We start from the raw sequence: 25,863 nt of genomic DNA on the forward strand, positions 1-25,863 counted from the left end.
GCGCCTCCGCGCGCCCCCTCAACAACCGAAGCAGGATGTTCGCCATGATTCGTATGCCCCTGGCCACCGCCAGTCTGCTGGCCATTGCCATTTCTCTCGCCGGTTGCGGCGAAGGTAAAGACAAGCCCGCAGCAAACCAGGCGCCGACCCCGGCCGCCAGCACTACCGCTCCAGCGGCTGCCACGCCTGCCGGCCAGGTCGACGAAGCGGCCGCCAAGGCTGTGGTCGCGCATTACGCTGACATGGTGTTTGCGGTCTACAGCGATGCCGAGTCCACCGCGAAAACCCTGCAAACTGCAATCGACGCCTTCCTCGCCAAGCCGAACGACGAAACCCTGAAAGCCGCACGCACTGCCTGGATCGCCGCCCGCGTGCCGTACCTGCAGAGCGAAGTGTTCCGCTTCGGCAACACCATCATCGACGACTGGGAAGGCCAGGTGAACGCATGGCCGCTGGACGAAGGCCTGATCGACTACGTCGACAAGTCCTACGAACATGCCCTGGGTAACCCAGGCGCGACTGCCAACATCATCGCCAATACCGAGATCCAGGTCGGCGAAGACAAGGTCGACGTGAAGGACATCACCCCGGAAAAACTCGCCAGCCTCAATGAGCTGGGCGGTTCCGAAGCCAACGTCGCCACCGGCTACCACGCCATCGAATTCCTGCTGTGGGGCCAGGACCTGAACGGCACCGGCCCAGGCGCCGGCAACCGTCCTGCGTCGGACTACCTGACCGGCGACGGCGCCACGGGCGGCCACAACGAGCGTCGCCGCACCTACCTGCGCGCGGTCACCCAACTGCTGGTCAGCGACCTCGAAGAAATGGTCGGCAACTGGAAACCTAACGTCGAAGACAACTACCGCGCCACTCTGGAGGCAGAACCTGCCACCGACGGCCTGCGCAAAATGCTGTTCGGCATGGGCAGCCTGTCCCTGGGCGAGCTGGCCGGTGAGCGCATGAAGGTTTCCCTGGAAGCCAACTCGCCGGAAGACGAACAGGACTGCTTCAGCGACAACACCCACAACTCGCACTTCTACGACGCCAAGGGCATCCGTAACGTCTACCTGGGCGAGTACACCCGCGTCGACGGTACCAAGCTGACCGGCGCCAGCCTGTCGTCCCTGGTGGCCAAGGCCGACCCGGCTGCCGATACCGCGCTGAAAGCAGACCTGGCAGCGACCGAAGCGAAGATCCAGGTCATGGTTGATCACGCCAACAAGGGCGAGCACTACGACCAACTGATCGCTGCCGGTAACGACGCGGGCAACCAGATCGTGCGTGATGCGATCGCTGCGCTGGTCAAGCAGACCGGCTCGATCGAAGCGGCCGCGGGTAAACTGGGCATCAGCGACTTGAACCCGGACAACGCTGATCACGAGTTCTGATCCACACAGGTTCACGCTCAACGTCGGTAAAAATGCCCCGAGGTACACCTCGGGGCATTTTTTTATGCACTGAGACCCGGAAGGGCTCGAGCGCGGAAGATGAAGAGACTGACCTCGCCGCCGTCGACAGACGACCGAACCCCTCCGACCAAAATCACGAAATTGTTGCTCACCCGCGCCCGTGCCACGAGGTTGCGTGTATCAGGCTGCATCGCTTGTACGCGGGGTTGCACATTGACACCTTCGTCGACCCAGTTCCCCTGCGCTCGTCGCAACGACATCCAATACACCGTGTCACGCCCCGGTCGCGTAAACAGTAACTCGCCAACGACGTTGTAACCGTCGAGTATCTGATAACGACTGCGCGTCAACACCTCAATCATCAGCGCCCGCAATGTGCCCTCGGTGCCCGACGTCAACGTGTCGTGTAACAGCAGCGCCACAGGATCGGTACGAAACCGCAGATGGCCGAAGAACCCCGACGATTCCCCCAGGTGCCAACCACGCCCGGTTCTGCCGGTTATAGGGAGCAGCAACAACGGGTCGCCAAACTTTGCCATGGACGACGATGGCCACTGGACCCAGTCATTCAGAGTGACCTGCAAGACGCGATAGCCCCAGGCCGTCAACCCTGACGGGTTAGCCCGCCTGAACAGTGCCCTGGCGACTTGTAGCTGACTGGTCTCATGCAGCATGGGAAATGCGCCGGCTACATAGGCCGATATCGTGCGCCGAAACGGCAATTCAATCTGGTTGATCCACCGATTAATCCCTCTATAAAACCGGGTGAGCCTGGGTTGGTTGAACAGGTCGGTTCTCAACATGTGCTCAAACTGGTCAAAGCTATCAAGTACCAGATGGGGATTACGCATATAGGCGACGCTACGTTGCACATCGCCGCCGATAGGCAGGATCGGGTAACAGCGTTCATCGATCCTGATGTAGTCACCCGTCGCGTGGCTCGCATTGCCCGGTATTCTGCGGACAATGTCCCTCTCGGCGTTCAACACGTTCAGTTCGGCAGCGTCGATGGTCTGCCCCCACTCGACAAACCGTTCATGGGGGAGCCTGTCGGGTGACGGTCGAGGCAAGGGCGCACGGTCGGCATCGACCGTAAGCGCTTGAGGCATCCGTCCAGGGCTGTCCCCGCCACGCAAGCGCGACGCCAACCGTTCTGGCGTGATCATGAGGTACGGATGGAAGGGGTCAAGGGCGACGCCGCTTCTCAAGTGATAAACCAGGTCCAACCCAAATGCGATTTCCTGTCCCCGCGGAAAGTTGAACGAGTCAAGCACCCGCCAAGCCTGCGCCTCGTCGAAGAACGGATAAACCTCCATGAGCGCCCGGTGCGGCGGCTGACCGCCCTTCAAGCCTCTGCCTGGGTGCGAACCGATGTGCCATGTCCCACTGGCATCCAGTCGAATGGGGTCGTAATAGTATTGCGGCGGTTTGCGTACATCCCTGATCCGCCAGGCCTGCTCTGCGCCGTCATCAAGGATCGAGTACCAGTGCTGATGCTGGTTGATGAAATACACCCTCGAGCCGTCTTTGGAGGTCGTGAAGTAAACCCCCTTGCCCTCCCACCCCTTCAGAGGCAGTACGCCGTCCGGCTTTTTCGCCAGCGCCATGTGCGGGTTCAATTGCCCAATCGTCGTGGCGCGACCGGCGCCGGTTGATCGGCTGCCGATGGCCCCATCCACCAGCGCCCCCACCAGCTCTCCAAACGCCCGCACAAAGTGGTTCGCTGCCGCCGTACGGTCTCCCAGGTTCGCCGACTCGACTCCGTTGAACACCGAAAACAGACTCCTGGCCAAGCCAATAGGCAGCATGATCTTGATGGGCAACACCATGGAGGCAATATCGAACGCCGTGGTGGCAACCGTCAGTGCGGTTTCCACATTGGTTTGATGAGTGCTCGTGGATAAGGCCTGGGCATCGTTGATCACGAAGTTGGCGTCAACCTCATAGGCGTCCTCCATGAAGTTATTGTCGATTCTGCCGAAATGAACCATCGAGGTGTCACCTCGCCCCCTCAACACGGCGCGTACTTGCGGCTGGAACGCGCGCTCAACACGGCTCACCAGGTATTCGCGCCAGGAGCTGCTGTGGACGAAATCCCTTATCAGGGTTTCATCCGGGTACTCATGAAACACCCGCCCAGTCGGTGCCTGCGGGGTATAGACCACTACCGAGCCGCCGCCGGCGCTGGCGGTGCGCAGCATCCATACCCCGCGCACCCGCTGGCCGCGCAGCTTCAAGTACTCCACCAGTATGCGATGGCCTTCTACGCGCTCGCGCTGGTCGCTATCAATCGGCTCATCAAGCACGACGCGCACCCAGTTGAAGCCGCGTTCCAGTCGATCCGGCAAGAAATCGCCGGCAATCCTGGCCTCAATGGCATCCAGCCGCAGTTGATGCGCCATTACTTGGACATAGGTTTTTTTCTGCGCCAACGCTTGCGGGGACGTGATCAGCCGCTCACGCAACAGCGCCACATAGGTCCCGCCCACATTCACACCGCGCACCAGATCCCTGACCTGTTCCACGGTCAGCCCTTCATAAACCTTAGCTGTCTTGAAGTCCTCCGGACGCAGCGCTTCGTCGGGCTTGTCGAGGTCTTCGGTTTTTTCGGTCAACCGCGAGAAATTAATGAAATTGAGATCCAGGCCACCGACGTTTTCCAGGGCCAGTTGGGTCAGTGATCGGCTGCGGCTTTTATACAACGGCGTGCCGGGTTCTCTGATGGAGTGGCCGGGCGCGCCTGGGACTATCACGCTGGGAGGGACATAAGCTTCCTGGGTGTGCACGAGAATATGATCTGGGTTGATATCCAGCCCGTATTCGGCCACCAGCACCTGGCGCAGTTGCTGATTGGCGTAAGCCAGCAGTTTGCTCTTGTCGCTGAATTGCGCCCAGGAAGGCAAGCCATCCGCGGCCAGCAGGCTTGCCAACTGTTCGTAATATTGCGCACTCGCGGCGCTCCACGCGTCTTTGTCGCTTTGACTGGCGGCACTGAGAAAGGCCTTGATCTGCGCCTGCCCGCGTTTTTCCAGGCTGGCGAAGAGTGCACCCGCGCCATCGAATGCCCGCGTCAGGTCCATTACCTCGTCCAAACTCTGCGGCAAATATGTGCTGTCCGCCTGCAAACCCAAGGTTTGATAGCGCGCAAGGGTCGCGGCAACGTTCTGCTGAAGGTGCAGGCATTGGGATTCGATAGCGTAATCGAACGGGGAGTCCAGTCGTTCAAGGTACTTGAACTGGCCCCGTTCATGACCTTCCCGGCACCGCGCCAGCGCCAGCGATTGCTGGTCTTGCCCCACCATCGCCAGGATGCGGGGGAACGCAACGCCATGGCTCAGCCGCCGATGCAGCTCGCGGTCAAGGTCACTCAACGAGGCAAACTCTTCAAGGCCTGCGCCGGGAGTGAATACCACCACCGTGCCGACGTTCGCCGCCGGCTCAATGGGTCGAACCTGAGGCACCTGAACATCGCTTTGCCAACCCACGTGGGTATCTTGCGGGTCCCGGGCGGTCAAGATAAAGGCCCCATGCAGCGGGATATCGTCAGTATCCCCAGCCTTCAAAGCGATCCCATAGACACACGGTCGATAGCTGCCCAACGCCTGACGCGCCAGGGCGTCCGGGTATTTCAGCACTTTGGCGAACAGCGCCTGCGCCGTCGCACTGAACAGGTTTTCGGCGCTGAGCAGGGCGAGCTCGGTGCTCAATTGCTCGGTTCGCGTTTTAATCAACTGCTGCTTGATGGTGTGCGCCTCAGTCGGCCCATGCGCCAAGGCCAGGAAGGCTTGCTGGGATTGCTGATAACGCCCTGAAAAACCATCGGCAAATTGGTCAAGGAAACGATCGAAAGCGCTCGGTGTGAGCCCGGTAACAGGCTCCCACTCCCCTTCAGCGGTCAAGCGCGCATGGAAACTGACAGGCCGGCTGGCGTAGCCCGAAGCCTGGTTGGCAACCATGCGCTGCACCACCGCTTCCATGAGGTTCAACCTCGGCACCAGGGCTTCCTCGGGCACCGGTTCGCTGTTTTCAGGGAGGGGTGTGCCGATGGCCCGTGTCTCTTGCTCATCGTACTGGATAACCCCTTGGTCTATGTCCAGCAGCGGTTTGCGGTCAGGGAATGCGTGGTCAAAGGCCTGCTGCACCAGGGCGTGAAACGTCGGTTGCCGCTGGAGCAACTCGAACAGTTCGATATTCAGTGCAACCAGCTTCTGGCGCAGGCTGACCTGTAAGGGGGTGTCGCGCAGCGTCAGGCGACTGATCAGCGGCGTCGGTGATAACCGGTCATGCGGCATGGCGTATATCTCGAAAATAGGAGGTACGCCATCGTGCCGCTGCAGGCCGGGACGGGGGCATTACATAGCTACTCGCCAAGCCAATGTCCGCTCCGGTTTACTTGCCCCACACCCCAGGTAGAATGGCGCCTCTGCCCTACCTCGAGCGAACTTCATGGCGTTGCCGACCCTACGCATCATCGGTTTCATCATCGGCATCTTCCTGATCACCCTCGCGATCGCCATGGTCGTGCCCATGGCAACCCTGGTGATCTTCGAACGCACCAGTGACCTGCCCTCGTTCCTGTGGGCCAGCATGATCACCTTCATTGCCGGCCTGGCCCTGGTGATTCCCGGTCGCCCGGAACATGTGCACCTGCGCCCGCGAGACATGTACCTGCTGACCGTTACCAGCTGGGTGGTGGTGTGCATCTTTGCTGCGCTGCCGTTTCTGCTGACCCAACACATCAGCTACACCGACTCGTTTTTTGAAAGCATGTCCGGCATCACCGCCACCGGCTCCACCGTGTTGAGCGGGCTGGACACCATGTCGCCGGGCATCCTGATGTGGCGCTCGCTGCTGCACTGGCTGGGCGGCATCGGTTTTATCGGTATGGCGGTGGCGATCCTGCCGCTGCTGCGCATTGGTGGCATGCGCCTGTTCCAGACCGAATCCTCGGACCGCTCGGAAAAAGTCATGCCCCGCTCGCACATGGTGGCGCGCCTGATCGTGGCGGCCTACGTGGGCATCACCATCCTCGGCAGCCTGGCGTTCTGGTGGGCCGGGATGGGCCTGTTCGATGCGATCAACCATGCGATGTCGGCGATTTCCACCGGCGGGTTCTCCACCTCCGATGAATCCCTGGCGCACTGGAAACAACCCGCCGTGCATTGGGTGGCGGTGGTGGTGATGATCCTCGGCAGCTTGCCGTTCACCCTGTACGTGGCGACCTTGCGTGGCAATCGCAAGGCACTGATCAAGGATCAGCAAGTACAGGGCTTGCTCGGTTTGTTGCTGGTGACCTGGCTGGTGCTTGGCACCTGGTATTGGTGGACCACCAACCTGCACTGGCTGGAGGCCCTGCGTCACGTGGCACTGAATGTCACGTCGGTGGTGACCACCACGGGTTTTGCGCTGGGGGACTACAGCCTGTGGGGCAACTTCTCACTGATGCTGTTTTTCTACCTGGGGTTCATCGGGGGTTGCTCGGGCTCTACGGCGGGCGGGATCAAGATCTTCCGTTTCCAGGTCGCGTATATCCTGCTCAAGGCCAACTTGAACCAGCTGATTCACCCGCGCGCGGTGATCAAGCAGAAGTACAACGGCCACCGTCTCGACGAAGAGATCGTGCGTTCGATCCTGACCTTTTCGTTTTTCTTCGCCATCACCATCTGCGCCATTGCCCTGGCCCTGTCGCTGCTGGGCCTGGACTGGATGACCGCCTTGACCGGCGCCGCGAGTACAGTGTCCGGCGTGGGCCCGGGCCTGGGCGAAACCATCGGCCCGGCGGGCAACTTCGCCAGCCTGCCGGATGCGGCCAAATGGATCCTGTCGCTCGGCATGCTGCTGGGCCGGCTGGAGATCATTACAGTCTTTGTTCTGTGCATTCCGGCGTTTTGGCGTCACTGACGGTCGACGCTTCCAGCAACCGCGCCCGGTATTCGCCGGGCGTGGCATCGAACCAGCGACGAAACGCGCGGAAAAAGTTGCTCGGATCAGCGAAGCCCAACAGGTAGGCAATTTCCAGCAGGGTCATGCTCGGCTGCGCCAGGTACTGCTCGGCCAGCTCGCGACGGGTGTCGTCGAGCAACGTCTGGAAACTGGTGCCCTCTTCCTGCAAACGCCGTTGCAAGGTGCGCTGGGACAGGTGCAACGTCTGGGCGACCACCTCTCGCTTGGGCTCGCCCTGGGGCAACAAGCGGCACAACACCTGGCGCGCCTTGTGAGTCACGCGGCTTTCCGAGAAGCGCGCCAGGTATTCACCGGCAAACCGATCGTGCAGCAGCGCCATGGCCTCGTTGGCCGTGGGCAGTGGCGCGTCCATATCCGCCCGTTCGAAAATCAGCGCGTCATAGGGCGCGTTGAATTCCAGGGGGGCATGGAACGCTTGTTTATAGGGGGTGAGGTCCGCCGGTTGATCGCCTTGCAACACCACCTTGCGTGGTTGCAGGGTACGGCCGGTCAACCACCCACACAGCGCCAAGGCACAGGCCAGTGAGGCTTCGGCGCTCTGCCGGGTGGGGGGCAAGTGATCACCGTGCACCGTCAGAATCAGCGCATAACCTTCGGGGATCAGTCGGAAACTCAGGTCGGCACTTTCGGCGATGATCCGCTGGTAGCGCACCAGGCGCATAAAGCCTTCCGCCAGCGTGTTGCTGGACATCAGTGCGTAGCCGGCCACATGAAACGACGCCGGGCGCACGACCTTGCCCATGTTCAGGCCAATCGCCGGGTTACCCGACAGCTCCACCGCCCGTTGCCACAGACGCGTCATGGAGTCTTGCGGGAACCGCGCATCGGGATCGTCAAGGGCGGCGTAGTCCAAGCCGAGTTGCTTGAACAAGGTACGGCAATCCAGGCCGTCCATTTCCAATGCCTTGACTATCCCCATCGCCCAGCTTGCAGAAGTTGTTCGTTCGCTCATGGCGTCTTCTTAATAAAGCAGGCTCAAACAGCAGCCAGGAAGCCAAGGATACTAAAGTGGCATCTATTGTCACTGGCTGTTACTACTGATCACTCTAGACTCAAATAAGCTCCCCGCCGAACATCTGTTCGGCGGAACAATAATCAAAGGGCCGGTCGCCGTGGAAAATGTGAGACGTTTCAATAGCTTCGCCGAGTTCTACCCCTATTACCTGAGCGAGCACGCCAACAGCACCTGCCGGCGCCTGCATTTTATTGGCACCACGCTGGTGATCGGTATCCTGGCGTATGCCATTGGCAGAGGTTCTTTGGGCTTGCTGATTGCCTTGCCGATTGCCGGCTACAGCTTTGCCTGGATCGGCCACTTCTTCTTCGAAAAGAACCGCCCCGCGACCTTTCAGCACCCGTTCTACAGCCTGCTGGGGGACTTTGTGATGTACCGCGACATGATTCTCGGCAAGGTGCCGTTTTAAAGCGGGTGTGACCCCATGTCACTTGCGCTTGAACGATGAGCTTACGTAAATCCGGCGATATAAAAGTCTATTTGTCATTTACAGTGCTGTATCCTGCCAAGGCTTTTTGAGAGCGCGGAATCACCTGCGATTGAAAAAACAGACTTTGCGAGGAGCGACGACGATGCACGAGATACCTAATCTCCCCTTCCCAAGCCTGCACCCTACAGAGCAGCCAACCCCGCAGCAGGCCAGCGACAAACAGCCTGAGGCCAAAGAAGCAAAACCAGTAGAGCGCGAAAGCCGGGACTGACGCCGTACCAGACCGTGTGGAAAGCGCACCTTTGAGCGCTTTCCACACTGCCTGAATAAATCGAGATACCCACCATGACCGACAATCTCCCCAATACCCCGGACACCGCCGTACTCGATGCTGCCCTGCAGATGGTCGAGATCTGGAACCGCCTCAGCGCAGACAAACAGGCCGTGCTGCTCAAGCGCTTCGGCACCCAGGAAAACGCCCTGGCCGCCCTGGTCACCACCCAATTGCTGGCCCCTGCACAAGCCTGAGGTCTTTTTGATCTGAGATTTTTGCGGTTTACCGCCCTGCACGGGGCAAACCACCGGTATCATTAGCAGCCTATCTTTACCTGCTGCGACAGTGGACCTCTCCCATGCCCGATACACAGCGCCCCCTGGCGGTCACGCTGCAAGTTGTTTCCATCGTGTTGTTTACCTTCATCGGCTATCTGAATATCGGCATTCCCCTGGCCGTGTTGCCAGGTTATGTGCACAGTGAGCTGGGCTACGGCGCAGTCATTGCTGGCCTGGTGATCAGCGTGCAATACCTGGCCACCCTGCTGAGCCGCCCCTATGCGGGCAAAATCATCGACACGCTGGGCAGCAAGCGCGCGGTACTGATTGGCCTGGCGGGCTGCGGCCTGAGCGGTGTGTTCATGCTGCTCGCGGCGTGGTTCTCAAGCCTGCCGGCGTTGAGCTTGGGCAGCCTGCTGATCGGCCGCCTGGTACTGGGCAGTGCTGAAAGCCTGGTGGGCTCGGGCGCCATCGGCTGGGGCATCGGCCGCGTCGGTGCGGCGAATACCGCCAAGGTCATCTCCTGGAACGGCATCGCCAGCTATGGAGCCCTGGCCGTCGGTGCACCGCTGGGCGTAGTGCTGGTGAGACATTTCGGGCTGTGGAGCATGGGCGTCAGCATCATCCTGCTGGCAATCGTCGGCCTGTTGCTGGCCTGGAACAAAGTCGCCGCCCCCCTCGTTGCCGGCGTGCGCCTGCCGTTCATGAATGTGCTGGGTCGAGTATTGCCCCACGGCTGCGCACTGGCGTTGGGCTCTATTGGCTTTGGCACCATCGCCACGTTCATCACCCTGTATTACACCACCCAGCATTGGGATAACGCGGTGTGGGCCCTGAGCCTGTTCGGCGCCAGTTTTATCGGTGCGCGGCTGCTGTTCGGCAATTTGATCAACCGGATCGGCGGGTTTCGCGTAGCGATTGCCTGCCTGTCGGTGGAGGTTCTCGGCCTGCTGTTGCTGTGGCTCGCGCCGGACGCCCATCTGGCCCTGGCCGGTGCGGCATTGAGCGGTTTCGGCTTTTCCCTGGTGTTTCCGGCCTTGGGCGTGGAAGCCGTCAACCTGGTGCCGGCGTCCAGTCGTGGCTCGGCAGTGGGGGCTTATTCACTGTTTATCGACCTGTCGTTGGGCATCACCGGGCCACTCGCCGGGGCCGTGGCGGCAGGCTTCGGCTTCGCGTCGATCTTCCTGTTCGCCGCCCTCGCCGCCCTCGGTGGTTTACTGCTGAGCGTGTACCTGTATCGCCAGGCACCCAAGGCCCGCGAAGCGCGCGGCGACTAGAAGTCGACCTTGCCGCGCCCGGCCTTGATGCTGCCGCGCTTGGTCTTGGATTCGAGCCGTCGCTTTTTCGAGCCCAGGGTCGGCTTGGTCGGGCGGCGCTTCTTCTCCACCTTGGTGGCGCTGAGGATCAGCTCCACCAAACGCTCCAGCGCATCCGCGCGGTTCTGCTCCTGGGTCCGGTATTGCTGGGCCTTGAGCACCAGCACGCCTTCGCTGGTGATACGGCTGTCGCGCAACGCCAACAGCCGCTCCTTGTAGAAGTCCGGCAGCGACGACGCCGGAATATCAAACCGCAAGTGCACCGCACTCGACACCTTGTTGACGTTCTGCCCACCGGCACCCTGGGCGCGAATGGCGGTCAGCTCGATCTCGGCGTCGGGCAAATGCACGTTATTGGAAATCACCAGCATTGAGACAGGTCCGCGGTTCAGGTTCGCCAGCATACGCGAACGAGTCACGATGCTACATCGGCCCGCTTCCCGCGCAGGTGCTTCGACGCGCCTCATGTCCTGTTGGCAAAGGCCTGTTCCAACAGAGACTTGGCTAGCAACGTTGAATGGATCATCGCTTGGCGATCGGTGGGTTTTTCATCATTCAGCGTCATCTCGACGCCCGACACCACCTCCGGGAAGGAATGAGAAAAGATCAGCGCAGGCTCAACCCGTTTGGCAGACAAACCGTGCAAATCGCTGCGCATCTTGTCGTAGAAGCCTTGGGCATTGTCTGTGACTTGGTTACGCATCAGATGAAACACCAGCCCCATCATCGCTGCCCGGCCGTTCTTTTCGTCCATCCCGCTTGGCCACATGGATTGACCTTGTAATTGGGCTGCATATCGAATGGTCGAGGCGACATCCGATGCGCCACCCGAGGTACCCAACATGACGGGCATGCCAAGCTCATCGCGCACCTGAGTGCCCAAGTCGTTGCGCAAATCCGTGCCATGGCGGCTGGTGAAATGATGTGTCTTCACACCGTCCACAACACGGTTCGACCCCACGCGATGCTGCACGGTGTAGGCATCGACGCTACTGAGCATCGGATCATGCGCCTTGAGCGCCTCGGCAATTGCCTTGATACCAAAGCCCATTTCCGCACCTTGCTGCGCTTGCTCACGGGTCAACGGCCCCTGCTCACCGCGAACCAACAGGGCGTGCAGGTTTTTCATACTCAAGTACAGACCGCCTGTGCCCTCTCCAGCCAGTAGAACGTTGCCGGGGTCATTGCTCGGCGCCAACAACTCCTTGTGCAGCGCCTCGCGAAACGCGGGATCACTTTTTGAATGCGTCCACAAACCGCGAACCAGGTGTGCCATATGTGATGACAGTTGCGATGCTGGCGAGTCGTCGCGGAGCAAATCTTTCTCAACGCCCAGACCGATGGCCATTTCAGACTCGATGTGCGTGAAGAAATGCTTCGCTCGGCGCGCAAGGTGTTCTGGGTTCTCGTAGTTGGAGTTTTGCAGCGTATCGTTGACGAAGGCATTGACCAGGTAGTCTTTTTCAGCGGGAGAGTAGTTTTTCCCCGCGATGGAGACTCCGGTGTGCGGCGTGAATGCCGGGGTTTCCTCACCGGCGTACAGCTTATTGCCGCAGCCGGTATCCAAGGCCGGTGCGTACTCATTGGCTGGATTGAAAGGTTGCCTGCTGACGGAAATCAGATCTCGCATACATCACCTCAAATATTCAGATAAAACCACTATATATTTATTGCAAGGCAACACCACACAGTTCCGGCGACGGGCTGCTGACAGCAACAAACCGAATAATCAGGCAACGGACAAGCCCAACTCCGACAACAACATCGACGCCTGGGCTTTGGAAATCACGGCGCCTTTGAACAATTTGGCATCATTGAGGCGAAACCCGCTCAGATCCGCACCGCGCAGGTCGGCGCCGGCGAAATTGGCACCGTTGATACGCGCGTGGGCGAGGCTGCAGTCGATCAATTCGGCCTTGCGAAAATCCGCATCCGACAAATCGCTGTCGGAAAAATCCAGGTTATTCAGCACAGTACGCGCGAACGACAACCCCGACAGAAAGGCGCTGTTCAACCGGGTTTCGCTGAAGCTCAGGCCCAGGGAGGCGCAATGGGTGAAGTTGGCGCCGGTCAACTTGCAGTGCTCAAAACTCGCCTGGGACAACTTGCTGCGCTGCCAACGGGTGTTGTTCAGGTCGCAGCTGTGGAACTGCGCCTCCAGCAGGTTCGCCGCTTCAAAGATGGCGTGGCCGGCGCGGCAGCTTTTCCACTGGGTACCCTCTAAGCGCGATCCAAGGAACGAGGTCTGGACCAGGATGCAGCGTTCGAACACCCAGTGATCCAGGGCCATACGCGACAGATCGGCGCCACTCAAGTCAACGCCCACCAGGCGCAAGGGGCCGCCGTGCTGATCGATCAGGTCTTCCAGCTCACAGCGCTGCAAGGTGCCGCCGTCGATGTCGGTGTGGTGCATGGGTGGGCTCCAGCCAATGAACAGATCACAACAAGACGCGAGTCTAACCCGTCGACGCCCACAAAAAACCCGGCACTGCGCCGGGTTTTCCTTTTAGGTGCGGGCGCTTACTTCAACGCTTCACTCGCTGTCGTCAGCGCCGCATCGGCACTGCGCTTATTCTTGAGCCCATAACACCCCGCCATGAACACCACCCACACCGGGATCGCGTACACCGACACCTGAATCCCCGGGATCATCAGCATGATCACCAGGATAAACACCACGAACGCCAGGCACACATAATTGCCATACGGGTACCACAGCGCCTTGAACAATGGCACCTGGCCGGTGCGGTTCATGTGCTGGCGGAACTTGAAGTGAGAGAAGCTGATCATCGCCCAGTTGATCACCAGCGTTGCCACGACCAGCGACATCAGCAGTTCCAGCGCGTGTTGCGGGATCAGGTAGTTCATCAACACCGCCACCAGGGTGATCGCCGCCGAAGCGAGGATGGCGCGTACCGGCACGCCGCGCTTGTCGATCTTCGCCAGTGCTTTAGGTGCATCGCCCTGTTCGGCCATGCCCAGCAGCATGCGGCTGTTGCAGTAGGTGCCGCTGTTGTACACCGACAGTGCCGCCGTCAGGACCACGAAGTTAAGGATATGCGCGGCAGTGTTGCTGCCCAGCATCGAGAACACCTGCACGAACGGGCTGCCGCTGTAAGCGTCGCCGGAGGCATTGAGGGTCGCCAGCAGGCTGTCCCACGGCGTCAGCGACAGCAGCACCACCAGGGCACCGATGTAGAAAATCAGGATGCGATAGATCACCTGGTTGATCGCTTTTGGGATCACCGTGCGCGGCTGGTCGGCTTCGGCTGCAGTGAAGCCGAGCATTTCCAAGCCGCCGAAGGAGAACATGATGATCGCCATGGCCATCACCAATCCGCCGACGCCGTGCGGGAAGAAGCCGCCGTGGTCCCAGAGGTTGCTCACCGAGGCCTGCGGGCCGCCGGTGCCGCTGACCAGCAGGTAGCTGCCCAGGGCGATCATGCCGACGATGGCCACCACCTTGATGATGGCGAACCAGAACTCGGCTTCACCGAAGACTTTGACGTTGGCCAGGTTGATCAGGTTGATCAGCACGAAGAACGCCGCTGCCGAGACCCACGTCGGGATCTCCGGCCACCAGTAGTGCACGTATTTACCGACGGCCGTCAGCTCCGACATCCCCACCAGGATGTACAAAATCCAGCAGTTCCAGCCCGACAGGAAGCCGGCGAAACCGCCCCAATACTTGTGGGCAAAATGGCTGAAGGAACCGGCAACCGGCTCTTCGACGATCATTTCGCCGAGCTGGCGCATGATCATGAAGGCAATGAAGCCGCAGATGGCATAGCCCAGGATCATCGACGGGCCAGCGGATTTGAGCACCCCGGCCGAGCCGAGGAACAGGCCGGTTCCGATGGCGCCACCGAGGGCGATCAACTGGATATGCCGGTTTTTCAGGCCGCGTTTCAGCTCGCCTGAAGAGGAATGGGGTCCACTCATGAAAAGGGTCTCACGCAAGGTTTGAGGATGTTGAATGCAGGTTGCTGCCTTGAATTACCGACTCAAGCAGCGCCGCTCAAACCCCAGCGCAGGCACCAGGAGTACAGCGTCGTTCTAACGGTCATGCGTCACCTGTTTGTTTTTATCTGTGACGAAATCGAACCCGTCCGGCTCGTGGCCAGGCGGAGTGATCAGGGCGGGTAAACCCCGAGGTCTTGGCCTTTTGCGTGGTTACGCAAGGGGGTCACAGTAAAACGCGGCGGATTGTACACCGCTCGACCGCTTGGGGGGGGGCCGCGAAAAGCGAGTGCGACGATCTGTCAGGTAATCCTTACAGCGCAGGATCGGCCAACAATGTCGCCATCTACTCGTAAATTAATCGTTACAGCATGGAAAATTAGCGTTACAGCTGTAATTTTAATAAAAATTGACGGTAGGAAATTTCTGGCAGATTAGTCGCGCCAGCTACCTGTATTCATTCAAGAAAAAACGATCGCCTAAAAACAGAACAAAAAATCCAAATGAAACCGTGTCAATAAAAATTTTGCATTTATAAACACTCTCTCCTAGGTTCATCCCACTTGCCCGCGAAGCCCGTTGGCAAGCCGTTCTCAAACAACGTCCTCTAGGAGATACACCATGCAAGCACTGGAAAACGACCTGGAAACCGAACTGCAACTCGACGATTGGTTTGAAGCGCCGACCCATGAGGCCGCCGTTGAAATGATGCAAGCCGATGCCGTTGTGCCGTTCGGCACCGCGATGTGGCCATTCTAAAAACCGGCAGGCATTCGGCAGGTGCTGTGCACGGCACCTGCCCCCTTACCCAAGGCACAGAAAGGAAGTACGTCATGGACAAGGCCCGCGCCGTCGAACACTTTCTCTACTACCTCGCGCACCACCCGGCGCTCAACGGCCTGAGCTGCCCCACCGTGTTGCTGGGCCATACCGAGCGCTACGACGCCATCGCCCAGGCGATCACCCACAGCAGTGCCGCCCGCTTCAACTTCCAGGTGCAGCGCCTGGACCTGGCCACCAGCGATACCCTGACCGAAGCGATTGAAACCTGCGACCTGTACCTGTTCCTCTACGATTCCTCGACCTTGCCCAACCCTCGCGCCGAAGGCCCGGACTTTATCCGTGCCCTGCAAGGCGTGATGGCCGAGCACTGGAAAAAATCCCTGCTGTTCAAGGATTACGGCGACTACTTCTACGACACCTTCAGCGTCGAACCCCAGCGCATTGCCGACCTCAACGCCACGCTGATCCGGCGCATGTCCCAAGCCACTGTGCTGAGCTTTACCGATAAGCACGGTTCGCGGCTGGAAGCGCCGATGAGCAGCATCAAGAAGTGGACCAATATCAACGGCGTCGGTAACCACGACCTCGCCCCCGGTGAGATCGCCACCCACAGCGAAGCCATCAATGGCCAGGTGCGGTTTGTCGGCACCTTTCTCAGCACCATCCCATTCGCGCGTAAATACGGCGTGCTGCAATCACCGCTGGAGCTGTGGATCGAGAACTCGACCATCTGCAGCGTGGCCAGCGACGTGCCTGGGCTGGCGGATGATTTCAATAAATACCTGAATGCCAACCCGTCCAACCGGCGTGTGGAGGAACTGGGGATTGGCACCAATGAAGGCGTGAAGGACCTGTATGCGCGCAATGCCGGGTTTGAGGAGCGCCATTGCGGGTTGCACCTGGGCCTGGGGGGCGGGCAGAAAGGCAGCCATCACCTGGATCTGATCTTCGCCAGTGGGGTACTGGCGCTGGATGACAAGCCGGTGTTTGATGGCACCTTTGCGTTCTAAGCGCTGACGTCGATTCTCATAGAGATCCACTGTGGGAGGGGGCTTACCCACGATGGCAGTGGTTCAGCTGATGTATGGGTGGCTGGCACACCGCTATCGGGCGCAAGCCCCCTCCCACATTTTTGACGGTATTCCAAAGCAAAAAAAAACGCCAACCCAAAGGTTGGCGTTTTTTTATGCAGCACTTACATCACTGCGGCTTCTTGCGACCAAAACCCGGGCGTTGACCCGAACCGGCCGGGGCGCCACGGCGCTTGCCCGACGGCTCGTCCGCGACCAGTTTCGGGCCGGGGCGCTTGTTGGCCGCCGGCTTGGCTGGACGCTTGGTGCTGGCGTTGTCCGCTGGACGATCGGCTTCACCGCGGTTGCTGCGACCACCCGCCGGGGCAGGACGCGGGGTGCGCGGAGCACGCTCGCCTTCCTGACGCGATGGCGCGGTGGGGCGGCGCTCGCCTTCGATCTGCGGCTCACGCGAGATACGACCGCCGGTCGCCGGTGCATTCAGCGCCGGGCGCAGGGTGCGGGCAACACGTTCGGTGCGAGCCACAGGGCGCGACGATTTACGCTGCATACGCTCGAGCTTGTCTTTGCTCTTGGCGTTCATCTGCGGCATCGCGACCGGCGTCAGGCCGACTTCGGCGCTGAGGATGTCGACTTCGTACTGGCTCATTTCGCGCCAGCGGCCCATCGGCAGGTCGGAGTTGAGGAACACCGGACCGAAACGCACGCGCTTCAGGCGGCTCACCACCAGGCCCTGGGATTCCCACAGGCGACGGACTTCACGGTTGCGACCTTCCATCACCACGCAGTGGTACCAATGGTTGAAACCTTCACCGCCTGGGGCTTGCTTGATGTCGGTGAACTTGGCCGGGCCATCTTCCAGCACCACGCCAGCCTTCAGGCGCTCGATCATTTCGTCATCGACTTCACCGCGTACACGCACGGCGTATTCGCGGTCCATCTCGTAGGACGGGTGCATCAGGCGGTTGGCCAGCTCACCGTCGGTGGTGAACATCAGCAAGCCGGTGGTGTTGATGTCGAGACGGCCGATGTTGATCCAACGGCCTTCTTTAGGCTTAGGCATCTTGTCGAACACGGTCGGACGGCCTTCCGGGTCGTCACGGGTGCAGATCTCGCCATCGGGCTTGTTGTACATGATCACGCGGCGCACCGATTCGGCGGCCTCTTCACGCTTGATGACCTTGCCATCAATGGTGATTGCATCGTGCAGGTCGACGCGCTGGCCGAGGGTGGCCTCGACGCCGTTGACCTTGATGCGCTTCTGGGTGATCCAGGCTTCGACGTCGCGGCGCGAGCCCACGCCGATACGCGCCAGCACCTTTTGCAGTTTTTCGCCTGCTGGGCCGATTTCCTGGCTGTCGTTCTGGTCTTTGTCGTTCATCTTAAGCACCTCCCGGTGGGTCGATTCAGGCGTGGCCTGAAGAGTGTTGAAAGCGGGGCTTTGGCCGAATAGCTCGGCAAAGGGTCGCGAATCATACGCGCATTGCGCGCGTTGCGCATCAGAGACTAGTCGATATGCGCCCAGTCATTTGCTTTTCCGCCGACCGGTGGCGCCCAGGGCCAGCAAACGCAGCTCGGCTTCGGCCAAGACGGTACGCTTGTCGGCTTTGTCGAGTTTCTTCCAGGCACGGATCTCGCGCTTGCTGCGGCCGCAGCCAACGCAGATGTCGTCGTTGAATTTGCAGAGGCTGATGCAAGGGTCTTTGGTGGAGCTCATGCGTTTTCCCTGACAATCAAAGTCAAATGTGTGGGGCTTGCTGTGGTGAGCAGGCTTGCCCTGCGCTGGGCTGCGAAGCAGCCCCTTGAGTCGGCGGTGAACCTGTCGGGGGACAAGCCCCACTCACCACAGCAAGCCCCCTCCCACATGAGGTCAGTGGCGGTAAATAAATCGCGTCAGTCTTCGAACTGGCGGCGCTCGGCCTCGATCGCTTCGGCCAGGGCCCGGGCTTCGTCTTCCTCATCGCTCAGCGGCGGATGTTCGAGGGCGGCGACGGCGGCGAGAAGTTTCTCGCGGGCTTCGGCCACGCCGAGGATATCTTCTTCGGGCTCGGGCTCAGGTTCGACCTCAGGCTCAACGTCCACGTTCACTTGCGCTTCAGGCTCGGCAGCACCGTCACGCAACAAATCATCAAAGTCGGTCTTGATCCCCTGCTCCATGTCATCCAGCTCCAGCAACAACGTGTGGAAACTGGTCTCGTCCTTCGGTTCTTCCGGCTCTGCGGTCGCGTCGGCCAGTTCCTGCAGGCTCGCGGGCACCGGCGCGTCGTCGAAATCGAGCACCGGCTCGGCTTCCATCTCGCGCAGTTCGGCCAGCGGCGGTAAATCGTCGAGGTTCTTCAGGTTGAAGTGGTCGAGAAACACCTTGGTGGTGGCAAACATCGCCGGTTTGCCGGGCACGTCGCGGTAACCGACGATACGGATCCACTCGCGCTCCAGCAGGGTCTTGACGATATGGCTGTTGACCGCCACGCCACGCACGTCTTCGATCTCGCCACGGGTGATCGGCTGGCGATAGGCGATCAGCGCCATGGTCTCCAGCATCGCCCGTGAATAACGCTGTGGGCGCTCTTCCCACAAGCGGCCGACCCACGGGGAAAACTTCTCACGTATCTGCAGGCGATAACCCGACGCCACCTCGCGCAATTCAAAGGCACGTCCGTCGCAGGATTTGCGCAGGATCTCCAGCGCCTTCTTGAACACCGGCGGCTCAGGGCGCTCGGCCTCCTCAAAGAGTTCGAACAAGCGCTCCAGGGATTGCGGTTTACCCGAGGCCAGGAGAAAGGCTTCCAGCAATGGGGCCAGTTCGCGGGGTTCAGTCAGATTCATCGATTCAGCTCTTTATTCGGCTCGCGCCCGCACGTGGATAGCCGCAAAAGGCTCATTCTGGACCAGCTCAACCAAGGATTCCTTCACCAACTCGAGGATCGCCATAAAGGTCACCACCACCCCCAGGCGCCCTTCTTCGGCCGTAAACAGCTCGACAAACGGCACGAAGCCGCCGCCCTTGAGGCGCTCCAGCACGTCGCTCATACGCTCACGGGTGGACAGCGCCTCGCGGCTGACCTGGTGGTGCTCAAACATGTCGCCACGGCGCAGCACCTCGGCCATGGACATCAACAATTCTTCCAGGCTCACATCCGGCAGCAACTTGCGCGCACGGGCTTCGGGGGCGTCGAGCTTGGGCACCACCACGTCGCGACCCACACGGCTCAAGCCGTCGATACCTTCGGCGGCGGCCTTGAAACGTTCGTACTCTTGCAGGCGGCGGATCAGTTCGGCGCGCGGGTCGTCCTCTTCAGCTTCGACCGTCTCCGAGCGCGGCAGCAGCATGCGCGACTTGATCTCGGCAAGCATGGCGGCCATCACCAAGTACTCGGCGGCGAGCTCCAGGCGCACCGACTGCATCAGCTCCACATAGCCCATGTACTGGCGAGTGATTTCCGCCACCGGAATGTCGAGGATGTTGATGTTCTGCTTGCGGATCAGGTACAGCAACAAGTCCAACGGACCTTCGAAGGCGTCAAGGAAGACTTCCAGCGCGTCCGGCGGAATGTACAGATCCAGCGGCATTTCCATGACCGCCTGGCCATACACCATGGCAAACGGCAGTTCCTGCTGGGCGCCTGCCTGGGGGTCGACGGTTTCCACGGCCGACATTCAGGCCTCGACCATAAACGGAGCCGGGTCGCCGCAACCCACCCGGATCACTTCCGGTTCGCCATCGGCCAGGTTGATCACGGTGGACGCCTTGCCGCCGCCGAAACCGCCGTCGATGATCAGGTCGACCTGTTTTTCCAGCAATTGGCGCATTTCGTATGGGTCTTCCAGCGGTTCGGTATCGCCGGGCATGATCAACGACACGCTCATCAGCGGCTCACCCAGCTCGGCCAACAGTGCCAGGGCGATGGGGTGCTCCGGCACCCGCAGGCCGATGGTGCGCTTCTTCGGGTGCAACAGCAGGCGCGGCACTTCGCGGGTGGCGTTCAGAATAAAGGTGTAGGGCCCTGGCGTGTGGGCCTTGAGCAGGCGGAAGGTGCCGGTGTCGACCTTGGCGAACAGCCCCAACTGGGACAGGTCGCTGCAGATCAGCGCAAAGTTGTGCTTGTCGTCCAGTTGACGCAGACGTCTTACACGCTCGACCGCGCCTTTGTCGCCGATCTGGCAACCAATGGCGTAGGAAGAGTCGGTTGGGTAGATCACCACGCCACCGGCGCGAATGATCTCGACGGCCTGTTTAATCAGGCGCGCCTGGGGGTTTTCCGGATGAATCTGGAAGAATTGACTCACGTGTTCTACCTGTTCAGACGGTGGCAATAATGGGGTCATGCTTGAATCGCCCCCACAAGAGCGGCAAGTCTTCCGGGACGGGGCGATACTCGCCGATCTCGGACCAGCCGCCTGGGCCATGAAAATCACTGCCGGCACTGACCAGCAGACCAAATTCGCGGGCAAGAATCGCCAGGCTGCCGACCTGTTCGGCGGGTTGATGCCCGTTGACCACTTCGATTGCGTGGCCGCCCGCTCCAATATAGTCGGCAAACAGCTTGCGACGCTTGCTGCGGGTGAAATCGTAATGCCAGGGATGCGCCAGGCTGACCCAGGCCCCAGAGGCGCGCAGGGTCTCGACGGTGTCTTCCAGGGTCGGCCAATGTTGCTTCACATCCCCCAACTTGCCGGCGCCCAACCACTTGCGAAAGGCTTCGGCACGGTCCTTGACGAAACCTTCCCGCACCATCCAGTCGGCAAAGTGCGGCCGGGCCGGTGCATTGCCGCTGTCACCCAGTTCCTGCTGGATGGCGCGGGCGCCTTCGAGCGCTCCAGGCATGCCTTTAAGGCTGAGCTTGCGGCTTATTTCTTCGGACCGCAGCCAGCGGCCATCGTGCAATTGGGCGATGGCCGCGACCAAAGGCGCGGCGTTTTGATCGAAACCGTAGCCGAGCACATGAATGGTGGCGCCGCCCCAGGTGCAGGACAACTCCACACCGTTGACCAGTTGCATGCCCAGTGAATGGGCGGCTTCGCGGGCTTCGTCGAGGCCTTCGAGGGTGTCGTGGTCGGTCAAGGACAGGACTCGCACGCCTTTTTCAAACGCACGCGCAACCAGTACCGCGGGCGCCAGGGCGCCGTCGGAGGCCGTGCTGTGGCAGTGCAAATCGACATTCACGGGGATGTGTAACCTCAAGTCAGCTGGCGCTTTCGCTACCTAGGATGTTTGTTATTATGCCGCCACATCCAGCTTCTGGCTCTTACTGTGAAACAATTCATCGACTTCATCCCGCTGTTGCTGTTTTTCATCGTCTACAAACTCGACCCCAGGGTCATCGATCTGGCCGGCCATGAGCTGACGTTCGGGGGCATCTACAGCGCCACCGCCGTGCTTATCATCAGCTCCGTCGTGGTCTACGGCGCCATCTTCATCTCCCAGCGCAAACTGGAAAAAAGCCAATGGCTGACCCTGGTCGCCTGCCTGGTCTTCGGCAGCCTGACCCTGGCCTTCCACAGTGAAACCTTCCTTAAATGGAAAGCCCCGGTGGTGAACTGGCTGTTCGCCCTGGCGTTCATCGGCAGCCATTTCATCGGTGACCGCCTGTTGATCAAGCGGATCATGGGCCATGCGTTGACCCTGCCGGAGCCGGTGTGGACGCGTTTGAACGTAGCCTGGATCGTGTTCTTCCTGTTCTGCGGCGCCGCCAACCTGTTCGTGGCATTCACGTTCCAGGACTACTGGGTCGACTTCAAAGTCTTCGGCAGCCTGGGCATGACCGTGCTGTTCCTGGTTGCCCAGGGTATTTACCTGTCACGTCATCTGCATGACGCCGATCCCACCACGCCAAAAACCGAGGACTGACATGCTCTACGCCATCATTGCCACCGACGTTGCCAACTCGCTGGAAAAACGCCTGAGCGTGCGCCCGGCTCACGTCGAACGGCTGAAACAGCTGCAAGCCGAAGGACGTATCGTGTTGGCCGGCCCGCATCCTGCGGTGGACAGCAATGACCCGGGCGATGCCGGTTTCACCGGTAGCCTGATCGTTGCCGAGTTCGCGTCCCTGGCCGATGCACAGGCCTGGGCCAAGGCTGACCCTTACGTCGCGGCCGGCGTTTACGCCGACGTCGTGATCAAACCGTTCAAGCAAGTCCTGCCTTGATCAAAAGGCGTGCCGAACCTATTCGGTTCGGCGAACGCCTAATTGCTCATTATTCTGGGTAACCTGCCGACAACGTTCTGAATATTCGTGTGGAATCAGGAGTTCCGATGCGCTTACGTCAGTTGTGTCTGTTGGCAGTGTTAATGATCGGGGCTACGGCCCACGCTGAAGAAACCTCGAACACCGGCAGTTCCACGCCCCTGTCCTTGAGTGCCGGCGCCCAGATCAGCGAGTTGCAGCAACGTTTGAAAGAAAGCGAACGCCAGCGTGAAGAACTGAGCAAGCAACTGCAAAGTGCGGACGCTAGCCGCGAGAGCGCCCAATTGAATCGCCTTCGCCAAGAGAACCAACGCCTGGCCCAGCAACTCAAAGAGACACAGGGCGGGGCCTTGACCCGATGGCTGACCGAGCAACAACAGTGGTTCGTCACCGGCGGGGCCGTCGCACTGATCGCCCTGCTGTGCGGGATCTTCGCCAGCGGTGGGCACCGTCGCCGTCGACAATGGCTAAATTGAGTGAGTCATGAGCGAGCTGTTACTGATAGATGATGACCAGGAGCTCTGCGAGCTGCTGACCAGTTGGTTAAGCCAGGAAGGCTTCCAGGTGCGCGCCTGCCATGACGGCTTGAGCGCCCGCAAAGCCTTGGCCGACAGCGCCCCGGCAGCGGTGGTGCTTGACGTAATGCTGCCCGACGGCAGCGGCCTTGAGCTGCTCAAGCAATTGCGCAACGACCACCCTGAGCTGCCGGTGCTGATGCTGTCGGCCCGCGGCGAACCGCTGGACCGTATCCTCGGCCTGGAACTGGGCGCCGATGATTACCTGGCCAAGCCCTGCGACCCTCGCGAGCTCACCGCCCGCCTGCGCGCGGTACTGCGCCGCAGCCACCCGGCGGCCGTGTCTACCCAACTGGAGCTGGGCGACCTTTGCTTCAGCCCGGTACGCGGCGTGGTCAGCATCGATGAACAGGAATTTGCGCTCACCGTCTCCGAAAGCCGATTGCTGGAAGCTTTGCTGCGCCAGCCCGGCGAACCGTTGGACAAACAGGAACTCGCGCAGATTGCCCTGGGCCGTAAGCTGACCCTTTACGATCGCAGCCTGGACATGCACGTGAGTAACCTGCGCAAAAAGATCGGCCCACACCCGGATGGCCGGCCACGGATCGTGGCGTTGCGCAGTCGCGGTTACTACTACAGCCTCTAACGCTCCCAGCGTTCCACGGTAGAGGCTGGCGTGTTTGAATATTCAAACCCAAGGGTTTTGTCAGTTTGCAACAAAACCCTCTTTACCCAAGCTTTACGCACACCTGACCGCCGCTGACCTTGATCTCCGTAATCTACTCACATCCGGACTCACCGGAATAGAGACAGGAGAATCACCATGCGCAAGACCCTTATCGCTTTGATGTTCGCCGCTGCCCTGCCGACCGTTGCCATGGCTGCAATGCCCGAAGGCCCAGGCCCGATGGGCGGCCCAGAAGGCCACATGATGGGTGGCCCGGGCCACGGCGGTGAACACGGTCCGCGCGGCAAAGGCGGCCCTTTCAGCCAACTGGACCTGAGCAAAGAGCAGCGCGAGCAGATCGGCAAACTGATGGGCGACCAATGGCATGCTCGTAAAGACCTGACCAAAAAGTACCTGGATAAACTGCCCGCTGCCGACCAGAAAGCCATGCAGGACGAAATCGCCGCCGGCAAGCAGAAAACCCAGGCTGACATCCGTGCCGTGCTGAAGCCCGATCAGCAGAAAAAATTCGACGAGATCGTCAAGAAGCAAGAACAGCGCCGCGCCGAATGGAAGGAATTCCAAGCCTGGAAAGCGCAACAGCCGCAAAAAGCGCAATAATGCCCCCGTAACGCTCCCAGCCCAGTGGCTCCCGCCACTGGGCTTTTCCTGTTTGAGGGTTTCCTGTGCGTTCATTGTTCTGGCGCATCCTGGCCAGCTTCTGGCTGGCCATCGCCTTGGTTGCCGGGTTGTCGATCCTGCTTGGGCACATGCTTAATCAAGATGCCTGGATTCTCAGCCGTCACCCCGGCCTCAATAACCTGGCCGAAGAGTGGACCCAACTCTACGAAGCCCAGGGTGAAGACGCTGCCCAGGATTTGCTGCAACAGCGTAAACGCCAGTATCACATCGATGTGCAGGTACTGAACGAAAGCGGCGAGCCGGTGGTGCGCGGTACGTTCCCGCGCCGCGCCGCCGCTTTTGAGGCTCGGCAGAACGACAGCAATGACGGCCACCTGCCTTGGCGCCGCCTGACCGCTGAATACACCAGTGAGAAGACCGGCGACACTTACCTGTTGATCTACCGCATCCCACACCCGGAGCTGGACGAATGGCACCGCAGCAGCCTGGCATGGCCGTTAATGGCATTGGTCGTCGCCTTGGTGGTGCTGACCCTGTTCAGCCTGTTCGTCACGCTGTCCATCACGCGCCCGTTGAGCCGCCTGCGCGGTGCCGTGCATGACCTTGGCCAAGCCACCTACCAGCAAAACAGCCTGGCGCAGCTGGCCAACCGACGCGATGAGTTCGGCGTGCTGGCCACCGACTTCAACCGCATGGGCGCGCGCCTGCAAAGCCTGATCGGCAGCCAGCGCCAGTTGCTGCGCGACGTGTCCCACGAACTGCGTTCGCCCCTGGCCCGCCTGCGCATCGCCCTGGCCCTGGCCGAACGCGCCAGCCCCGAGGAACGCGAAAAACTCTGGCCTCGCCTGACCCGCGAATGTGATCGCCTGGAGGCACTGATCAGCGAGATCCTGGTATTGGCCCGCGTCGATGCCGACAACGCCAGCGCCGAAGAGATCGACCTCAACCCGTTGCTCAAGACCCTGCAAAAGGACGCCCAACTCAGCGCCCCGGACCAGGTGGTGCAGCTCACCACCGATACCGAACTGCACCTCAAGGGGTGGCCGACCATGATCGAACGGGCAGTGGATAACCTGCTGCGCAACGCCCAGCGCTTCAACCCGCCGGGCCAGCCGATCGAGTTACACGCCCACCTTCACGGCGAGCATATTGTGATCAGCGTGCGCGACCACGGCCCCGGCGTTGACGCCGAGCACCTGAGCCAATTGGGCGAACCGTTCTACCGCGCCCCAGGTCAGACCGCACAAGGCCACGGCCTGGGCCTGGCGATTGCCCGGCGCGCCGCCGAGCGCCATGGCGGCAGCCTGTTCCTGGCCAATCATGCCCAAGGCGGTTTTATCGCCAGTATCGACCTGCCGCTGGAGCCTGGGGTTGTCACACCGGCCTGATGA

General features: G+C 60.5%; 25 protein-coding genes. 13 read left to right on the plus strand and 12 right to left on the minus strand.

Annotated elements, in window-relative coordinates; all coding sequences use genetic code 11:
• The first annotated feature begins 44 nt into the window (after nucleotides 1–44).
• Nucleotides 45–1,388 (plus strand): imelysin family protein, encoded by a 1,344-nt coding sequence (locus BM403_RS13140; protein WP_015885564.1) that lies wholly within the window; start codon nucleotides 45–47, stop codon nucleotides 1,386–1,388.
• 62 nt (nucleotides 1,389–1,450) lie between these two features.
• Here the strand turns inward: BM403_RS13140 and BM403_RS13145 are convergent, their stop codons facing one another.
• Nucleotides 1,451–5,701 (minus strand): dermonecrotic toxin domain-containing protein, encoded by a 4,251-nt coding sequence (locus BM403_RS13145; RefSeq protein WP_175538070.1) that lies wholly within the window; start codon nucleotides 5,699–5,701, stop codon nucleotides 1,451–1,453.
• A gap of 154 nt (nucleotides 5,702–5,855) precedes the next feature.
• Here BM403_RS13145 and BM403_RS13150 point away from each other — a divergent pair, with 154 nt between their 5' ends.
• Complete coding sequence (locus tag BM403_RS13150) at nucleotides 5,856–7,310, plus strand: TrkH family potassium uptake protein (RefSeq protein ID WP_015885566.1); 1,455 nt, start codon at nucleotides 5,856–5,858, stop codon at nucleotides 7,308–7,310.
• Here the strand turns inward: BM403_RS13150 and BM403_RS13155 are convergent.
• The gene (locus BM403_RS13155; protein ID WP_093543172.1) at nucleotides 7,267–8,325 is read right to left on the minus strand and encodes an AraC family transcriptional regulator; all 1,059 of its coding nucleotides are present in this window, start codon (nucleotides 8,323–8,325) and stop codon (nucleotides 7,267–7,269) included. The two genes, BM403_RS13150 and BM403_RS13155, sit on opposite strands and share 44 nt — an antisense overlap.
• A gap of 160 nt (nucleotides 8,326–8,485) precedes the next feature.
• On the opposite strand from BM403_RS13155, the gene BM403_RS13160 reads away from it, so the two are divergent.
• The 3 genes from BM403_RS13160 (at nucleotide 8,486) to BM403_RS13170 (ending at nucleotide 10,647) form a co-directional block, all read left to right on the plus strand.
• Complete coding sequence (locus BM403_RS13160; protein ID WP_093543174.1) at nucleotides 8,486–8,797, plus strand: Mpo1-like protein; 312 nt, start codon at nucleotides 8,486–8,488, stop codon at nucleotides 8,795–8,797.
• 366 nt (nucleotides 8,798–9,163) lie between these two features.
• Nucleotides 9,164–9,346 carry a hypothetical protein gene (locus tag BM403_RS13165; protein WP_093543177.1) on the plus strand — a complete coding sequence of 61 codons (183 nt, stop codon included), beginning with the start codon at nucleotides 9,164–9,166 and terminating at the stop codon, nucleotides 9,344–9,346.
• A gap of 104 nt (nucleotides 9,347–9,450) precedes the next feature.
• Nucleotides 9,451–10,647 carry an MFS transporter gene (locus BM403_RS13170; protein ID WP_015885570.1) on the plus strand — a complete coding sequence of 399 codons (1,197 nt, stop codon included), beginning with the start codon at nucleotides 9,451–9,453 and terminating at the stop codon, nucleotides 10,645–10,647.
• On the opposite strand, the gene arfB is transcribed toward BM403_RS13170, so the two are convergent.
• The 4 genes from arfB to BM403_RS13190 all read right to left on the minus strand — a co-directional run bounded on the left by arfB (nucleotide 10,644) and on the right by BM403_RS13190 (nucleotide 14,628).
• Nucleotides 10,644–11,057: an alternative ribosome rescue aminoacyl-tRNA hydrolase ArfB gene (gene arfB, locus BM403_RS13175; RefSeq protein ID WP_034109044.1), complete on the minus strand. Its 414-nt coding sequence runs from the start codon at nucleotides 11,055–11,057 to the stop codon at nucleotides 10,644–10,646. The two genes, BM403_RS13170 and arfB, sit on opposite strands and share 4 nt — an antisense overlap.
• Nucleotides 11,058–11,149: 92 nt before the next feature.
• Entirely contained in the window at nucleotides 11,150–12,316 is a 1,167-nt protein-coding gene (locus BM403_RS13180) for a hypothetical protein (protein WP_015885572.1), read from the minus strand.
• 99 nt (nucleotides 12,317–12,415) lie between these two features.
• The gene (locus tag BM403_RS13185; protein ID WP_015885573.1) at nucleotides 12,416–13,099 is read right to left on the minus strand and encodes a pentapeptide repeat-containing protein; all 684 of its coding nucleotides are present in this window, start codon (nucleotides 13,097–13,099) and stop codon (nucleotides 12,416–12,418) included.
• A 107-nt stretch (nucleotides 13,100–13,206) separates the two neighbouring features.
• Nucleotides 13,207–14,628 (minus strand): amino acid permease, encoded by a 1,422-nt coding sequence (locus BM403_RS13190; protein ID WP_015885574.1) that lies wholly within the window; start codon nucleotides 14,626–14,628, stop codon nucleotides 13,207–13,209.
• Nucleotides 14,629–15,267: 639 nt separating this feature from the next.
• Here BM403_RS13190 and BM403_RS31880 point away from each other — a divergent pair.
• Both BM403_RS31880 and BM403_RS13195 read left to right on the plus strand, forming a co-directional pair.
• The gene (locus tag BM403_RS31880) at nucleotides 15,268–15,405 is read left to right on the plus strand and encodes a hypothetical protein (protein ID WP_003175756.1); all 138 of its coding nucleotides are present in this window, start codon (nucleotides 15,268–15,270) and stop codon (nucleotides 15,403–15,405) included.
• A gap of 74 nt (nucleotides 15,406–15,479) precedes the next feature.
• Nucleotides 15,480–16,439: a CgnE/CgnB domain-containing protein gene (locus tag BM403_RS13195; RefSeq protein ID WP_093543179.1), complete on the plus strand. Its 960-nt coding sequence runs from the start codon at nucleotides 15,480–15,482 to the stop codon at nucleotides 16,437–16,439.
• Nucleotides 16,440–16,629: 190 nt separating this feature from the next.
• Here BM403_RS13195 and rluB read toward each other — a convergent pair whose 3' ends face one another.
• The 6 genes from rluB to BM403_RS13225 form a co-directional block, all read right to left on the minus strand.
• Complete coding sequence (rluB, locus tag BM403_RS13200) at nucleotides 16,630–17,841, minus strand: 23S rRNA pseudouridine(2605) synthase RluB (RefSeq protein WP_015885577.1); 1,212 nt, start codon at nucleotides 17,839–17,841, stop codon at nucleotides 16,630–16,632.
• Nucleotides 17,842–17,985: 144 nt separating this feature from the next.
• Nucleotides 17,986–18,177, minus strand: a complete 192-nt coding sequence (locus BM403_RS13205; RefSeq protein ID WP_015885578.1) for a DUF1289 domain-containing protein — start codon at nucleotides 18,175–18,177, stop codon at nucleotides 17,986–17,988.
• Between the two features lie 176 nt (nucleotides 18,178–18,353).
• A complete protein-coding gene (gene scpB / locus BM403_RS13210; protein WP_015885579.1) occupies nucleotides 18,354–19,286 on the minus strand; it encodes an SMC-Scp complex subunit ScpB in 933 nt (310 codons plus the stop codon).
• 12 nt (nucleotides 19,287–19,298) lie between these two features.
• Nucleotides 19,299–19,997, minus strand: a complete 699-nt coding sequence (locus BM403_RS13215; RefSeq protein ID WP_173390412.1) for a segregation and condensation protein A — start codon at nucleotides 19,995–19,997, stop codon at nucleotides 19,299–19,301.
• 120 nt (nucleotides 19,998–20,117) lie between these two features.
• Nucleotides 20,118–20,747 carry an L-threonylcarbamoyladenylate synthase gene (locus BM403_RS13220; RefSeq protein ID WP_015885581.1) on the minus strand — a complete coding sequence of 210 codons (630 nt, stop codon included), beginning with the start codon at nucleotides 20,745–20,747 and terminating at the stop codon, nucleotides 20,118–20,120.
• Between the two features lie 13 nt (nucleotides 20,748–20,760).
• Entirely contained in the window at nucleotides 20,761–21,624 is an 864-nt protein-coding gene (locus BM403_RS13225; protein ID WP_093543181.1) for a PHP domain-containing protein, read from the minus strand.
• An 87-nt stretch (nucleotides 21,625–21,711) separates the two neighbouring features.
• Here BM403_RS13225 and BM403_RS13230 point away from each other — a divergent pair, with 87 nt between their 5' ends.
• From BM403_RS13230 to BM403_RS13255, 6 genes are all read left to right on the plus strand, one after another.
• Nucleotides 21,712–22,308, plus strand: a complete 597-nt coding sequence (locus BM403_RS13230; protein WP_015885583.1) for a septation protein A — start codon at nucleotides 21,712–21,714, stop codon at nucleotides 22,306–22,308.
• Between the two features lies 1 nt (nucleotide 22,309).
• Nucleotides 22,310–22,609, plus strand: a complete 300-nt coding sequence (locus BM403_RS13235; RefSeq protein WP_015885584.1) for a YciI family protein — start codon at nucleotides 22,310–22,312, stop codon at nucleotides 22,607–22,609.
• A 107-nt stretch (nucleotides 22,610–22,716) separates the two neighbouring features.
• Nucleotides 22,717–23,124, plus strand: coding sequence for an SH3 domain-containing protein (locus BM403_RS13240; protein WP_093543183.1), 408 nt, complete (start codon nucleotides 22,717–22,719; stop codon nucleotides 23,122–23,124).
• A gap of 7 nt (nucleotides 23,125–23,131) precedes the next feature.
• Complete coding sequence (locus BM403_RS13245; RefSeq protein ID WP_003193803.1) at nucleotides 23,132–23,809, plus strand: response regulator transcription factor; 678 nt, start codon at nucleotides 23,132–23,134, stop codon at nucleotides 23,807–23,809.
• A gap of 177 nt (nucleotides 23,810–23,986) precedes the next feature.
• Nucleotides 23,987–24,451: a hypothetical protein gene (locus tag BM403_RS13250; RefSeq protein ID WP_015885586.1), complete on the plus strand. Its 465-nt coding sequence runs from the start codon at nucleotides 23,987–23,989 to the stop codon at nucleotides 24,449–24,451.
• A gap of 65 nt (nucleotides 24,452–24,516) precedes the next feature.
• Nucleotides 24,517–25,860 carry a sensor histidine kinase gene (locus BM403_RS13255; protein ID WP_046035290.1) on the plus strand — a complete coding sequence of 448 codons (1,344 nt, stop codon included), beginning with the start codon at nucleotides 24,517–24,519 and terminating at the stop codon, nucleotides 25,858–25,860.
• The last annotated feature ends 3 nt before the right edge of the window (nucleotides 25,861–25,863 follow it).

It is taken from the genome of Pseudomonas sp. OV546, assembly GCF_900116845.1.
Lineage (GTDB): Bacteria > Pseudomonadota > Gammaproteobacteria > Pseudomonadales > Pseudomonadaceae > Aquipseudomonas > Aquipseudomonas petroselini.